14 protein-coding genes are annotated in these 12,517 nt (G+C 48.6%); 5 read left to right on the top strand and 9 right to left on the bottom strand.

Annotated features, from left to right (window positions below):
- Positions 1 to 28: 28 nt before the first annotated feature.
- Entirely contained in the window at positions 29 to 1,756 is a 1,728-nt protein-coding gene (locus I1H34_RS24770; protein WP_212663522.1) for a succinate dehydrogenase/fumarate reductase flavoprotein subunit, read from the bottom strand.
- A gap of 367 nt (positions 1,757 to 2,123) precedes the next feature.
- On the opposite strand from I1H34_RS24770, the gene I1H34_RS24765 reads away from it, so the two are divergent.
- A complete protein-coding gene (locus tag I1H34_RS24765; protein WP_212666428.1) occupies positions 2,124 to 2,753 on the top strand; it encodes a HupE/UreJ family protein in 630 nt (209 codons plus the stop codon).
- 126 nt (positions 2,754 to 2,879) lie between these two features.
- Entirely contained in the window at positions 2,880 to 3,107 is a 228-nt protein-coding gene (locus I1H34_RS24760; RefSeq protein ID WP_212663521.1) for a hypothetical protein, read from the top strand.
- Positions 3,108 to 3,249: 142 nt separating this feature from the next.
- On the opposite strand, the gene I1H34_RS24755 is transcribed toward I1H34_RS24760, so the two are convergent.
- Positions 3,250 to 3,963 carry a class I SAM-dependent methyltransferase gene (locus I1H34_RS24755; RefSeq protein ID WP_212663520.1) on the bottom strand — a complete coding sequence of 238 codons (714 nt, stop codon included), beginning with the start codon at positions 3,961 to 3,963 and terminating at the stop codon, positions 3,250 to 3,252.
- Positions 3,944 to 4,861, bottom strand: a complete 918-nt coding sequence (locus I1H34_RS24750; protein ID WP_212663519.1) for a PRC-barrel domain-containing protein — start codon at positions 4,859 to 4,861, stop codon at positions 3,944 to 3,946. The genes I1H34_RS24755 and I1H34_RS24750 overlap by 20 nt, the downstream gene beginning before the upstream one ends.
- Positions 4,862 to 4,963: 102 nt before the next feature.
- Between I1H34_RS24750 and I1H34_RS24745 the strand changes: the two genes are divergently transcribed.
- Complete coding sequence (locus I1H34_RS24745; RefSeq protein ID WP_212663518.1) at positions 4,964 to 5,818, top strand: alpha/beta fold hydrolase; 855 nt, start codon at positions 4,964 to 4,966, stop codon at positions 5,816 to 5,818.
- Here I1H34_RS24745 and I1H34_RS24740 read toward each other — a convergent pair.
- Positions 5,801 to 6,427, bottom strand: a complete 627-nt coding sequence (locus I1H34_RS24740) for an acyltransferase (RefSeq protein ID WP_212663517.1) — start codon at positions 6,425 to 6,427, stop codon at positions 5,801 to 5,803. The genes I1H34_RS24745 and I1H34_RS24740 overlap by 18 nt on opposite strands.
- A gap of 171 nt (positions 6,428 to 6,598) precedes the next feature.
- Here I1H34_RS24740 and I1H34_RS32325 point away from each other — a divergent pair, with 171 nt between their 5' ends.
- Entirely contained in the window at positions 6,599 to 6,769 is a 171-nt protein-coding gene (locus I1H34_RS32325) for a hypothetical protein (RefSeq protein ID WP_249369592.1), read from the top strand.
- Positions 6,770 to 6,810: 41 nt separating this feature from the next.
- Here I1H34_RS32325 and I1H34_RS32320 read toward each other — a convergent pair whose 3' ends face one another.
- The 3 genes from I1H34_RS32320 to I1H34_RS24725 form a co-directional block, all read right to left on the bottom strand.
- On the bottom strand, positions 6,811 to 6,948 hold the full coding sequence (locus I1H34_RS32320; protein WP_249369590.1) for a hypothetical protein: 138 nt from the start codon (positions 6,946 to 6,948) through the stop codon (positions 6,811 to 6,813).
- Between the two features lie 75 nt (positions 6,949 to 7,023).
- Complete coding sequence (locus I1H34_RS24730) at positions 7,024 to 7,500, bottom strand: type IV pilin-like G/H family protein (RefSeq protein ID WP_212663516.1); 477 nt, start codon at positions 7,498 to 7,500, stop codon at positions 7,024 to 7,026.
- Between the two features lie 456 nt (positions 7,501 to 7,956).
- Positions 7,957 to 9,852, bottom strand: coding sequence for a heavy metal translocating P-type ATPase (locus I1H34_RS24725; protein ID WP_212663515.1), 1,896 nt, complete (start codon positions 9,850 to 9,852; stop codon positions 7,957 to 7,959).
- Between the two features lie 171 nt (positions 9,853 to 10,023).
- Here I1H34_RS24725 and coaE point away from each other — a divergent pair, with 171 nt between their 5' ends.
- Entirely contained in the window at positions 10,024 to 10,626 is a 603-nt protein-coding gene (gene coaE / locus I1H34_RS24720; RefSeq protein ID WP_212663514.1) for a dephospho-CoA kinase, read from the top strand.
- A gap of 35 nt (positions 10,627 to 10,661) precedes the next feature.
- On the opposite strand, the gene I1H34_RS24715 is transcribed toward coaE, so the two are convergent.
- Together I1H34_RS24715 and I1H34_RS24710 are read right to left on the bottom strand one after the other, a co-directional pair.
- Positions 10,662 to 11,654, bottom strand: a complete 993-nt coding sequence (locus I1H34_RS24715) for a pentapeptide repeat-containing protein (RefSeq protein WP_212663513.1) — start codon at positions 11,652 to 11,654, stop codon at positions 10,662 to 10,664.
- Between the two features lie 5 nt (positions 11,655 to 11,659).
- On the bottom strand, positions 11,660 to 12,427 hold the full coding sequence (locus tag I1H34_RS24710) for a hypothetical protein (protein WP_212663512.1): 768 nt from the start codon (positions 12,425 to 12,427) through the stop codon (positions 11,660 to 11,662).
- Positions 12,428 to 12,517 lie beyond the last annotated feature (90 nt).

Raw genomic sequence — 12,517 nt, 5'->3', positions numbered from 1 at the left:
TATAAAAAGAAACTTTTGTCGATAGAAATCAGTATTTTCTCTCTTGAGGCTCAAATTGGTTTAAATTGACGGGCATATATTTCAGCTCGATTCCGGCTGTGGAAAAATAGGCTAAGGTATGTTGCAGAAATTGATCGTCATTGCGAGTGGGAAAATCTTCACGAGAATGAGCACCACGGCTTTCTTGGCGTTGCAGGGCACCGGTCATGATCACTTCACCTACGACCATTAAGTTACGTAACTCCAGGGCTTCGATAATTTCGGTATTCCAAAGATTGTCTTTATCATCGAGGCGAATGTTTGGATACTGCTGTTTATAGGTTTGGAGTTGTTCTAAGCCTTCTTGGATAATGTCGGCGGTGCGAAATACACCGCAATGTTGACTCAAGCAATCTTGGACTTGTTGGCGAATATCGTTAATGCGGATGTCACCGGATTGAGCGAGCAATGCTTTGATCTGCTGTTGGGCTTCTTGGAGATATTGTTGTTCATCTATATGAGGGAGGGATTGATCTTGAATGTAGGTTGCGATCGCACTGCCAGTTCGCCGACCATACACCACACATTCCAGTAAAGAATTACTGCCTAAACGATTAGCGCCATGGACCGAGACACAGGCACATTCCCCAGCAGCAAAGAAATTATCCACCAAGCCATCGGCACTATTGCGCACCCGTCCATCGGTATTGACCGGAATACCCCCCATGGAATAGTGGGCGGTGGGTCGCACTGGGATTGGCTCGGTGACTGCATCGACCCCTGCTAGGCGGTGGGATTCTTCCCAGCAAAAGGGGACACGGCTCATGATTTTTTCCCGCCCCATATGACGCAAATCCAAGTAAACAAATGGTCCCCCTGCACTACCATCGAGATGTAGACCACGGCCTTGGCGAATTTCTGTGGTGATGGCTCTAGACGTAATATCGCGAGGGGCTAGCTCCATTTTGTTGGGGGCATAGGTGGCCATAAACCGATCCCCTTCACTATTAATGAGATAAGCCCCTTCTCCCCGGACGGCTTCTGAAATCAAAACGCCAGCAGGATATAAGCCGGTGGGATGGAACTGGACAAATTCCATATCTTCTAAGGGCAAGCCAGCTAGTGCTGTCATGGATAGACCATCCCCTGTAGAGGCAAAGTCATTCGAGGTGGTGTTGAAGACTCGACCATAGCCACCCGTGGCAAACATCACGGCCTTGGCCCGTAGAACCTGTAACTCACCATCCAAAAGGTGATACATAACCACACCCTTGGCCCGGTTGTCTTCTAGGATCAGCTTCATCACGTACCATTCGTCGTAGATGGTGATGCCGTAGCGGCGAATATTGTTGTACAGCTCGTGGAGAATGGCATGGCCGGTTTTGTCAGCGGCGTAGCAGGTGCGGTTGTGGGTATGGCCGCCAAAAGCCCGCTGGGCGATTCGACCATCTTCCAGACGAGAAAACAACACCCCTAGATGTTCTAGGTCAATCACGACGTCTGGGGCTTCTTGGGTAAGGAGGGCGACGGCGTCCTGATCGGCTAGATAATCGGAGCCTTTGACGGTATCGAAGGCATGGGCTTCCCAACTGTCTTGGTCATCTACATTCTTGAGGGTGGCGGCAATGCCTCCCTGGGCAGCAACAGAATGGGACCGAATGGGATGGGTCTTGGCAATCATTGCCAGATTAAGGTCGGGTGCCTTTCGAGCAATTTCTAGGGCAGCACGGCACCCTGCCAAACCACCCCCAACGATTACAACATCATGCTCTAACATGGCAGTTTCTTTACAGCTTCGAATACGTTCCAAATCTATCGCACATATTCTTTATGAATCCTTAGCTACAGGGTTTTGTAATAGTGATATACTCACCTCACAATCAATGATTTGGAGGGCTGTTTGCGGCCAATCAGGTTGTTGGCAGGGCTGTAATAAACCTGTCAAACAACTGGGGAAAGTTCGGTGTAAGCCCGTCGCTGTCCCGCAACTGTAAGTTGTTCATGTATCGATGCAATACGGTGTTTGCCTATCTGAATTGGCAAGCGGTCCTACGCAAGAATACTGCTAAACAACAAGCCAGAATACCCTTGATTGCATTCTTCTCTACAACATACATATCTGCGAGGTACAGATTGTGAATAAGATGATTCGTTCGCTGCGATGGACGAGTACAAGCATTCGATTATCGCAACTTCTACTACCAGCACTATTGCTAGCCATTGTGCTGATGCCTGTGAGTGCCCAAGCCCATTTCGATGGCAGCCATGGCATCGGTTTTATGCATGGATTTACCCATCCAATAGGTGGATTAGATCACCTCGCTGCAATGGTAGCGGTAGGCCTTTGGGCAACTCAGATGGAACGTCGGGCATTATGGGCCGTACCGTTAACCTTCGTGTCGGTCATGATCTTAGGTGGCTTTATTGGCACGACGGGGATAGCCGTTCCGTTTGTTGAGCAAGGCATTGCTTCTTCTGTGCTGATGTTAGGGGTCTTGATTACAGCTGCCATCCGTCTTCCCATGGGTCAGAGTGCTGCGATTGTTGCTTCATTTGCCCTGCTTCATGGTTTTGCTCATGGTGCAGAAATGCCAGCCTCGGCTTCTGGCCTATCCTATGGATTGGGCTTTGTAGTGGCTACAGCGTTGCTGCATTTGAGTGGTGTTGGGCTTGGATTATTTTGCCAGCAGTTGTTTCAACGCCATGCTCGCCTAGCTCAACTCTTTATGGGTGGCTTTGTGACCAGCTTGGGTGTCTATCTTTGCGTTGCTTAACAGCGGGTGTTTGATACCTGACAACTGAATAAGTGCCCCACCTGTTTTTAGGGTTGATTGGGCAATATATGAATGCCGTTTCGTTTGATAACGGCATTCTTTGTTGTTTAGAGGCATGAGGTAACTGTGGAGAAAATTCTATTTGCCGTTTTGTTGCTCTCGACTGGCTATCTGCTGTGGGATGGATTGACCTCTGGCTCGGTTTGGGTGCGAGGGGGGCGACGCACGTTAGAGTTTGGTAAGTGGGCCCATAAAAAACACCGTAGCCAAGAGCCGATCTGTTACTGGATTGCAATGGCGTTTTATGGTGGTTCGGCTATCTTCTCGCTTTATGCCCTGGTCTTTGTCAGGTAACTGGGTAATGGACTTGGGAGAAGAACCCATACCCAAGTTGAAGGTGCAAAAATCTCTATCAGTTTTCCACGCCTTAATGAGAAATCAGTAGTTTTTGGTTTGGAAACAATGAATATGTGAATTTAAACTTCAGGTCGCGATACTAAAGTTGGCCCCAGATAATGAGATGGCGATCGCTAACCGCACGCACCTGCAAACCACCTAACCCAGCTTGTACTAATTGAGCTTTCACCTCATCCACTCGATAAGCTGCCAACAACGAATTAAAGAAATCTTTCCGTAGGACTTCTGGTTCATCTTGCACATAGAGATCGACGAAATTCCTTGCTGTCTCTCGCTTTGTGGGTCGCATCAAATCCATAATAAAGACCGCCGTCCCTGCCCCCGATTGCTGTTTTACCTCTGTCCAAAGAGCCATCGGATCGGCCAAATGATGGAGCAAACTATTCGAAAAAATTAAGGGAAACGATACCGTATCACGTTTGGTATCGCTGACCGTATCACTTTGAGGTACATATACTTTTTTGAGGGTGATGCGGTCTTGGAGTGCGGCTGCTGCTACAGCCTGATAGCCATAGTTCAGCATGGCCTCCGATGCATCCCATCCTTCCACTGACCAGGCTGGAAACGCGTGGGCAAAGCGCAGAGTAATATCCCCAGGACCGCAGCCTAAGTCAAGAGCGTTTCCTGATTGGGGTAACTGAGGAAAGGTCTCTTGGAGAAGCTGAACAAAATGATTGTGGGGTTCTGCAAAATCAGCTTCTGCATAGGCACGAGCCTGATCATCATCATCCATTAATTCTGGTTCCGGCACCCGCGTTAGCAGGGCGCTGGCGTCAGATCCAAGGTTCGTCATCCTCTAAATCCTCAATGGGAATATTTTTAATCACCTCTTCCTGGGTAACCGGCTCTACCTTGGGGCGAGGACGGGATTCATTCGGGCTGGCTAGTTCTTCCGTGAGGTTAAAGGCACCATCTTCCACTCGTTCCCATAGGGCTCGACCTTTTTGTTTGGCTTGCTGCATCAGCTTTTGCGATTTTTCCTGGAGCTGCTGGCTGAAGTCTTCTTCGTCTTCATCTGTTTCTTGGTTAAAGGCTTCTACCTGTTCATTGGCCTGTTCAGCCAGCTTTTGCAGTCGTTCTTCGGCTTGTTTGGTTAGCTTTTGGGCCCGAGACGTGAGGGAATCGAATTCTTGGGTATAGCCAGACTTGATGCGATCGCTTACCTGTACCAGTCGATCTTCTAGTCCCTCTTGAAATACTTTGAGGTTTTCACTGACCTTAGCCGTGACTAGCACTTTTTTACGGCCAAAGCTCATTACGGATCGAGGTGGCAGTTGGTAGACCCCACTGGTAAAGCCTCGCCAGCCCGCTGACTTGAACAAATAGTGGGTGATATTGCCCGTTTTCTGATCAAAGAGGCAATCGATAATCCGGCCTAACCGTTCTCCGGCATCGGTCCATAGCTCTAGGCCAATCAGAGTCTCTAGTAAGGCAACTTCTTTGGCATTGGTTTCAGCGGCACCGGCAGAGACCAAAATACTCTCAGGGCCAATCCGATAAAGCTGCTTGAGGTTAAAGGCATAGCGCTGCTTGGTCATAAAGCCAGGTTTACAGATAAACCCCATGACTCGATGGGCGGGGGGATGCATCCAGACCACATCGATCCGACCCAATTCTTCTGTGGTGTCGCGGTCAATCACCAATCGGTTCAACAATTGGCTATGGCGCATGATCTTTGCAGAGTCTGCCATTGGCTCCTAGATATTCTGACCTATGCTTTTTAGTGTAGCGTAGGGGGTTCGCCGTCTTTGGCCAATAGACAAAGCCCCCCATTCTTAGGGATGATTGAGCCTATGGAACCTATTCGGAAAACCCTAACCCTCCCCCATATTCAACTTTCCTACTTGGAATGGTTTACAGGCCCTGAGCCTGTGTTGCTCTTGCATGGGTTGGGTGATCATGCCTGGGTCTGGTCTGATTTGGCAGTGGCATTAGGAGATCGCTATCATCTGGTGGCCCTAGATATGCGGGGACATGGGGAGAGTGATAAACCGACTCAGGGGTATACGTTTACTGAGTTAATGGGTGATCTAGAAGCCCTCTTAGATCACTTGGGTTGGTCCCAGGTCCATGGGATTGCCCATTCTTGGGCTGCTAAGCTGCTACCCATTTGGGCCACTGCTGCCCCCCAACGATTATCCAGCATGGTGTTGGTTGATCCCTTTTTCATCAACAAAATGCCTGGCTTTGTGAACTTTACATTTCCGTTGCTCTATAAGGTATTGCCCTTTTTGCAAGGGATGGGGCCGTTCTCTAGTTACGAAGTGGCAGAGGCGAAAGCTCTCACCCTCAATCAGTTTCAAGGCTGGAGTCCTCTTCAGCAAAAGATCTTTGCTGAGGGGATTGAACAAAAAGCGGATGGTAGTTGGGGGAGTAAGTTTACGGTGCCTGCCCGCAATGAAATCTTTCAGGAATCCGTTGCTATCCCCGGTTTAACCGCGCCAATCGATATTCCGACTCTGTTAGTTCAGCCCGAGCAAGGGATTAATCGCCGTGCCAGCAATTTAAAAACCTACCAGACCTATCTCAATCAGCTTCAAGTCGAACGGTTGCCTGGCAACCATTGGCCGTTTTTAGTCGAAGCGGAGCGTTTTAACTCAGCTGTACTTGAGTTTCTCCACCTGCATCCTTTATCCAATGGCAGATAGAGAGATGGGTAGGCTGTCGGCGGGCCTTTCCAATTCCGCCATTAACTCTGCTTCCAATTTCAGCAGCCGTTTAGATCTGTTTTTCAGCTTTTTGACTGGACTGCCGAAATATACGCCCCAAGGGTCTAAGCTTTTTGTAACTAAGGATAGTGCCCCCACGGCGGTGCCATCGCCAATAGCAACTTTGGGCAGAATAACGGAGCTGGAGCCAATGATGGCATGGCGGCCCAGGGTAATCGTTCCCCCGACGATGCCAGTGTATTTCTTGGGTACGGTGGGATTAGTTAAGAATTTGCCCGTGTAGTCATCGGTTCTGCTGTAGAGATGGACCCCTTGAGAGAGACCGCTAAAATCATCCATCCGGATGCCGTCTCCAGCAGATAGGAGACAATAGCCGCCAATATGGATAAAGGAGCCTAATGTGACCCAGCCTTCCTTATGGGCAAAAATGGAACAATAGGCATCAATGCGAACGTTGTCACCGATCGCGATATTTTCAAGGCCAACAATGGTACAGTTCTTGGCTATTTGAACGTTCTGGCCAACGGATTTGAAACCAAAGTCTCTTAGCTCATTTTCCGTGTAATAGCCTGGATAAAAAGGATTCATGGTGGTATTGCTTTCTCATCAGTCGATTTCTCCAGCAAACGGCCTCACCTATGGGTAGGATACTCTTTTACTCGTAAAAGAATGGTGAGGTGGGTTACATCTGTAATATTTTTTTTTCAGAGCGGGAATAACTGATGGAATATAGAGGGTATGAAGTTGTTATTCAGTTGGATGCTGAAGATCGAATCTTCTTTGGCCGGGTGGGAGGATGTGATTGCCTTTGATGGAGAAACCGTTAATGAGTTAGAAACCTCTTTCCGTAATGTGGTTGAAGACTATTGGGAGGGTTGCCAACGGATGGGCAAAGATTCAGATAAACCTTGCACTGGTCGTTTCACTTGAAGCATTGCTGCCGAACTGAATCGCCAGGTTGTGATTTGGGCTCAGGTGGATGGAGTGAGTTGGAATATGTATGGAGATTGCGATCGCAACCCACTGACACCAAAGTGACTCGCTGTAGCGGTGAGGGCCACAGCACTCTGCAACACTAAAATGCCCATGTTATCCGCATAATTCAGCACCGTTCAAAGATTGCACCGATACAGCATATTCCCAAAATAACCTGCTTAAAAGTTTCCGCCAGATTAAACGTGATATTACTTGCAATCTATCGGCGGCGGAGTTTGAGATGCAGATTTTGTTGCACAGATTTTAGCTGTGGTTGTGCCGTTGGCATTAATGACTACACCACTGAAGCTCTTGAAGTTGGGTTGCTTTGCACTTGCTGTTAAATAAGCGCGACCCGCATCAGCTGACACAATCTGCAGATCATAGAATGCATCAATTCCAAAATCTGGGCTAAGACCCAGTGCACCGAAGGAATTTGCAAAAGTTGAGTTTTCAAGTAAATGAATTTGCTGTGCTCTATTAGTGGCTCCAATAGCGCTTTTAGCAATCGTTTCTTTCTCTTTGGCGGCTTGAAGAGCAGCAGATATAGCCTTGTCTGGTGAATTCGCATCACCACTTTTTGATGGACTGTCTGAGGAACAACCTGCAAAGAGCATGAAAGCTGTTGCAAAAATACCCAAACATAAATTGTTGGAGATGACAGTTCGAAGCAATTTAAAGGTCATAACTAATTTTCCTGAGAGCCTACAATAGGCTATTTAGCATAGCTTTCCCTTGTTTTTAGAGGTTTTGAACAAATACCAAAGCTTTTGTATTTACGAGGTATGTAGGGATTAGGTGTAACGATTGCTCTGCTTTTTGCATCATTATGATGATCAACAGAATCTGTTCAAAGCAAAAAGCGTGGCATATCAAGATCTGTCCATTATTGATAAGCCTTGCAAATATTCGGATGAGTCAAATTCCTAATTGCAATATATTGATTGCACTAGTTTTAAAGGCAAAAAGTATGAGTCAGAATATTTAAATAGCCTGAAGCTATTCTCTGCTGAAGCACAGACATTGAGAGGCTCACATGCACCTGGGCTGTTCGAGGCTTGCCCCACTTCATCTTGGTAATGACCTCTAATACTTATCCGGTAGCCCTTGAGTGAAAGTAAAAAGATTTGGCTTGCTGCAGACTACTTCAAGATACGTCCAGCATTGAAGATGGCTAGTAGAGCAACGCCGACATCGGCAAACACAGCTTCCCAAAGCGTGGCGATACCCATCGTGCCCAGGAGCAGAAATAGACCTTTGACTCCCAACGCGACCGCGATATTTTGCCAGACAATACGGCGAGTTTTATGGGCAATTTGGATCGCTGTCACCACTTTGGTGAGCGTGTTCGCCATAATCACCACATCTGCTGTTTCAATGGCTGCATCTGAGCCGATACCACCCATGGCAATACCGACATCTGCTCGTGCGATCGCAGGAGCGTCATTGATGCCATCGCCAACAAATGCGACCTTTTGATGGGCTTGCTGCCAGAATCCCTCTAGTGCTGTGACCTTATCTTCTGGTAACAGTTCAGCCCGATAGTCCGTTAGCCCCAATTGGTGAGCAATTTTTTTGGCGACGGTCTGATTGTCTCCCGTTAGCATTGCAGTTTTGATTCCCTGGGTTTTGAGTGCTTGTAGCACATCAGCAGCATCGTCTCGGACCTGATCGGCAATCAGAATCCGTCCTGTATATTGACCCTCAACGGCTAAGTGGGCCACTGTGCCATCTACTGTGCAAACATCGTGGGGGATATTGTCATGATGCAGGAGTCGATCATTGCCTACCAGGATGGTGCAGTCGTTGATCTGGGCTCGAACGCCGTGACCGGCAATTTCTTCATGGGTTTGGACAGTGGACTCGTCCACCGGCTGCCCATAGGCCTGTCGAATGGATTGGGCGATGGGGTGATTGGAGTGGGATTCAGCATGGGCGGCTAAGGCTAATATTTGACGGTCACTGAGACCATTTTCAGAAACCACCTCGGTAACTTGGAAATTGCCTTGGGTTAGGGTGCCTGTTTTATCGAAGACGACAGTTTTGATCTGGGTGAGGGTATCTAGATAGGTAGCTCCCTTGACCAAAATGCCCTGCTTCGCAGCCCCGCCGACGCCACCAAAGTAGCCGAGGGGAATGCTAATCACCAGACCACAGGGACAAGAAATCACTAGCAGAACGAGGGCGCGATAGGTCCATTGGGCATGGGTTGCCCCAGCAATGAATAGGGGAGGCAGAAGTGCGATCGCAACTGCAATCAACACCACCATCGGCGTATAGTAGCGAGCAAACTGAGTGATGAACTTTTCAGTTGGGGCTTTTTTGTGACTGGCGTTTTTGACTAGGTCTAAAATCTTGGCAATCGACGACTCGCTAAAGGGTTTGGTGACCTTGAGAGTCAATACCCCGGACTGATTGATCATGCCTGCTAGAGCTGTGTCTCCTGGGGCAATGCTGCGCGGCATGGATTCCCCCGTCAGAGCTGAGGTATCCATTTGGGAGGTGCCGGATAGAATCTCGCCATCTAACGGTACTTTTTCCCCTGGCCGCACCTGAATCACTTTACCTACGCTGACGGTTTCAGGTGCAACCTGTTTAAACTCGCCGTTGACTTGCAGGTTGGCGGTATCGGGGCGGACTTCTAGGAGGGCCTGAATGGAACGCCGTGATCGCCCCACAGAATAGCTTTGAAACAGTTCTCCTATCTGAAAAAACAGCATCACGGTGACGGCTTCAGGGAGCTCATGAATTGCGATCGCACCCAACGTCGCAATCGTCATCAAGAAGTTCTCGTCAAACATCTCTCCCCGGAGAATGTTGCGGCCTGCGGTGGTGAGGACCTGACGGCCGCTAATTAAGTAGGCGGGAATAAGGATGGCATACTCTGCGATCGCAAATGGCGTATTGTGCAGCGGTTCGTTGCCGAAGATGCCAATCAGTAGTAGTAGGGTTGCGATCGCAATCGGCGTTGCAGTTTGCCTCAGATTGAATGTTTCGGGTGGGTGGTGGCCACAGCAGTGAGTATGAGAGGCGGTCATATCCGTTCACTCAATCCATAAATATATGAATAGGTATTCAGGTAATATCATAGCCAATCTTTGATCTCTGTTTGGTGAATGACCAGATGCGAGTCGTGTTGAGATAGTTGGATAAATTCCTGAAGCCACCCTTTAAAATCTAGCAAGAGGTCTGTTGGCAAAGCGAAGGAAATGACACAGCGAATTATTGGGTTGACGGGAGGGATTGCGACGGGAAAATCTAGCGTTGCTGCTTATCTAGAAACACGCTATGAATTGCCTATTTTGGATGCAGATATTTACGCCCGCGATGCTGTGAAACCAGGGTCAGTAGCTTTAGCCAATATTGCCCAACGATATGGAGCAGAGATTCTGCTGGCAGATGGCAATCTAGATCGGAAGCAGCTGGGCAATATTGTCTTCCATGATGAGTCTGAACGCGCTTGGCTAGAGGGCCAAATTCATCCCTATGTGCGAGATCGCATTCTGTCTGCTCAACGACAACTCACGGATCCAATTGTGGTGGCGGTGGTGCCGTTATTGTTTGAAGCAAAGATGACGGATTTAGCCTCGGAAATTTGGGTGGTGGTTTGTGATGATGAGCAGCAGTATCAGCGGTTAATGGAGCGGGACGCTATATCTAGATCTCAGGCGGAAGCTAGAATTGCTAGCCAAATGCCTCTAATCGAAAAAGCTCACCGGGCTACAGTTGTGATTGATAACAACTCTGATCTAGCCCACTTATATACCCAAGTTGATCAGGCGATGAATATTGAAGCAACTCCTCAAACCTAACACTGGGTTAGCCGTTGAAATTGTTGCGACGATGGTCAAGTTTCACAGGCTGTACCGTCGGGTAGTGTCGCTCCCGTTAAGACGGTTCTGGTTAGAATTGCACTACTCCAATCTGAACGGGTTAGATTGGCACCTTGGAGATTCGCATCCGTGAGATCGGTTCTGGCTAAAAATGCTTGAATCAGAAATGCTTCTTGCAGGTTAGCTGCTGTTAGGTTTGCCCGACTGAGATTGGCCCGATTCAGCCGACTGCGATATAGCATTGCGCCTTGCAAATTGGCTTGACTGAGGTCACTCTCCACCAAGGTGCAGTCGCTTAAATCACTGTTGACAAGCTGAGCCATCTGGAGATTCACTCGCTCTAGCTTTGCATCGGCTAAGGTGGCGTGACTCAGATTCGCTTGCTGGAGATTGGCCTCAATCAGCAAGGCTTGCTCAAGATTAGCGCCCTGTAGATCGGCCCCGGCCAAATTGGCTGCTCGCAAATTGGCATTGCGGAGATTTGCTCCTTGTAAGCTAACTTTGCTCAGATCGGCTCCATGTAAATTGGCCCCTTGAAGATCGACCCCATCGAGGACAGCTCCTCTAAGATCTGCACAGTTGCGATTTTCTTCCCGCAGGTTGGCACTGCGTAGACAAGCTCCTGTGAGGTTGGTACTGCGGAGTGTGACTTCCCGCAGATCGGCTTCCATCAGATTGGCATCTGTTAGATCTGCCAAGGTCAGATCGGCTTTGAATAGGACGGCGCGTTGTAGATTCGCCCCATGCAGGGCTGCATCCGTGAGGTTTGCTTGGCTTAAGTTGGCCTGAGCCAAGGTAGCCCCGCTCAAGTTGCTTTGGGTCAGGTTGCTAGTTTGCAGATCCACTCGATTCAAGTAGGCCAAACTCAAATTTGTATTGCGTAGGTCCGCTGCTGATAGATTGATGCCAATCAAGTCAGCCCCTGCTAGATCTACGCCTGCTAGAGTTTGACCACTGAAGTCAAAGACATTGTCAGCATATTGTTTAAGTAGTGCTTTAGCTTTCATATCCTTCAGGAAGCCTGGGTCACTAATTGGCAAGTGAGCATATCATCTTCAATTCCTAAGTCGTCGATTGCAGTCTGGATTAACGGTTCTGGCCCTGGTTTCTCTAGCGTGGCGAGGGATTGACCTCGGTATTGGGGAAGGACGGCCCGTAATAGGGCATGAACCACTTGTTGACTCTGATCGAGGGTGTCTAGCTGATCGGCCGTTTGCATCAACTTCTGTTCTAGGGCCGCAAAGCTGGGATAGGTGGTGAATAGGGTTTGCAGTAATTTATCTAAGGAGCGTTGCTTTAGGTTCAACCAATTTTGACGTCTGAAACTAAAGGGATGATAGAGAGCTGAAAAGATCAAGATTTTTGCTTTCAGCGGGTTGGTGGACTGCATTAGGGCTGCTTTTAGGTCAAACAGACTGTAGATTGCCCCTGCCCCAATGGGAGATGGACTGAGTGCTTCTGGCACTCCATAGTCTGGCATGGTAGGCGTGGACTGACAGAGGGGAGCCAACGTTTGACTAATGGCGTCGGCAATGGGCAGATAGGTTTTGGATTTATTGAGCTTGGCAGCTCGCTTGGATAACAGATGGCCTAAGTCTTGAGCGGTGGTCACCTGGGCGAGCAAGATCGGAACCAAGACATCGAGCTGCATAAGGTCTTGTGGAATGCGATCGCTCGGCCAATGCTGATGACTGACAAAGTAAATTAATTTTCGGATGCGAAGGTGTTGAGGATGATGCTCCAAAGCCTGTAGGGCTTGTGACAATCGTTCAGAGACCATGAATATTCAGGGACAGAAGATAGCGAAAAGTTCGATCGATTCACCAACCCAAAAGAGTGTTTTCTCTGGGTTGAGTGGGGGAAAGTCACA

Source organism: Acaryochloris marina S15, from assembly GCF_018336915.1.
Taxonomy (GTDB): domain Bacteria; phylum Cyanobacteriota; class Cyanobacteriia; order Thermosynechococcales; family Thermosynechococcaceae; genus Acaryochloris; species Acaryochloris marina_A.
Note: the sequence above shows the minus strand (reverse complement) of the source record. Positions and strands in the feature narration are given on the sequence as shown.

Coding starts and splice junctions, on each gene's coding strand:
- I1H34_RS24770 (WP_212663522.1), bottom strand. CDS start 1,756: ATGTTAGAGCATGATGTTGTAATCGTTGGGGGTGGTTTGGCAGGGTGC.
- I1H34_RS24765 (WP_212666428.1), top strand. CDS start 2,124: ATGATTCGTTCGCTGCGATGGACGAGTACAAGCATTCGATTATCGCAA.
- I1H34_RS24755 (WP_212663520.1), bottom strand. CDS start 3,963: ATGACGAACCTTGGATCTGACGCCAGCGCCCTGCTAACGCGGGTGCCG.
- I1H34_RS24750 (WP_212663519.1), bottom strand. CDS start 4,861: ATGGCAGACTCTGCAAAGATCATGCGCCATAGCCAATTGTTGAACCGA.
- I1H34_RS24745 (WP_212663518.1), top strand. CDS start 4,964: ATGGAACCTATTCGGAAAACCCTAACCCTCCCCCATATTCAACTTTCC.
- I1H34_RS24740 (WP_212663517.1), bottom strand. CDS start 6,427: ATGAATCCTTTTTATCCAGGCTATTACACGGAAAATGAGCTAAGAGAC.
- I1H34_RS32325 (WP_249369592.1), top strand. CDS start 6,599: ATGCTGAAGATCGAATCTTCTTTGGCCGGGTGGGAGGATGTGATTGCC.
- I1H34_RS24730 (WP_212663516.1), bottom strand. CDS start 7,500: ATGACCTTTAAATTGCTTCGAACTGTCATCTCCAACAATTTATGTTTG.
- I1H34_RS24725 (WP_212663515.1), bottom strand. CDS start 9,852: ATGACCGCCTCTCATACTCACTGCTGTGGCCACCACCCACCCGAAACA.
- coaE (WP_212663514.1), top strand. CDS start 10,024: ATGACACAGCGAATTATTGGGTTGACGGGAGGGATTGCGACGGGAAAA.
- I1H34_RS24715 (WP_212663513.1), bottom strand. CDS start 11,654: ATGAAAGCTAAAGCACTACTTAAACAATATGCTGACAATGTCTTTGAC.
- I1H34_RS24710 (WP_212663512.1), bottom strand. CDS start 12,427: ATGGTCTCTGAACGATTGTCACAAGCCCTACAGGCTTTGGAGCATCAT.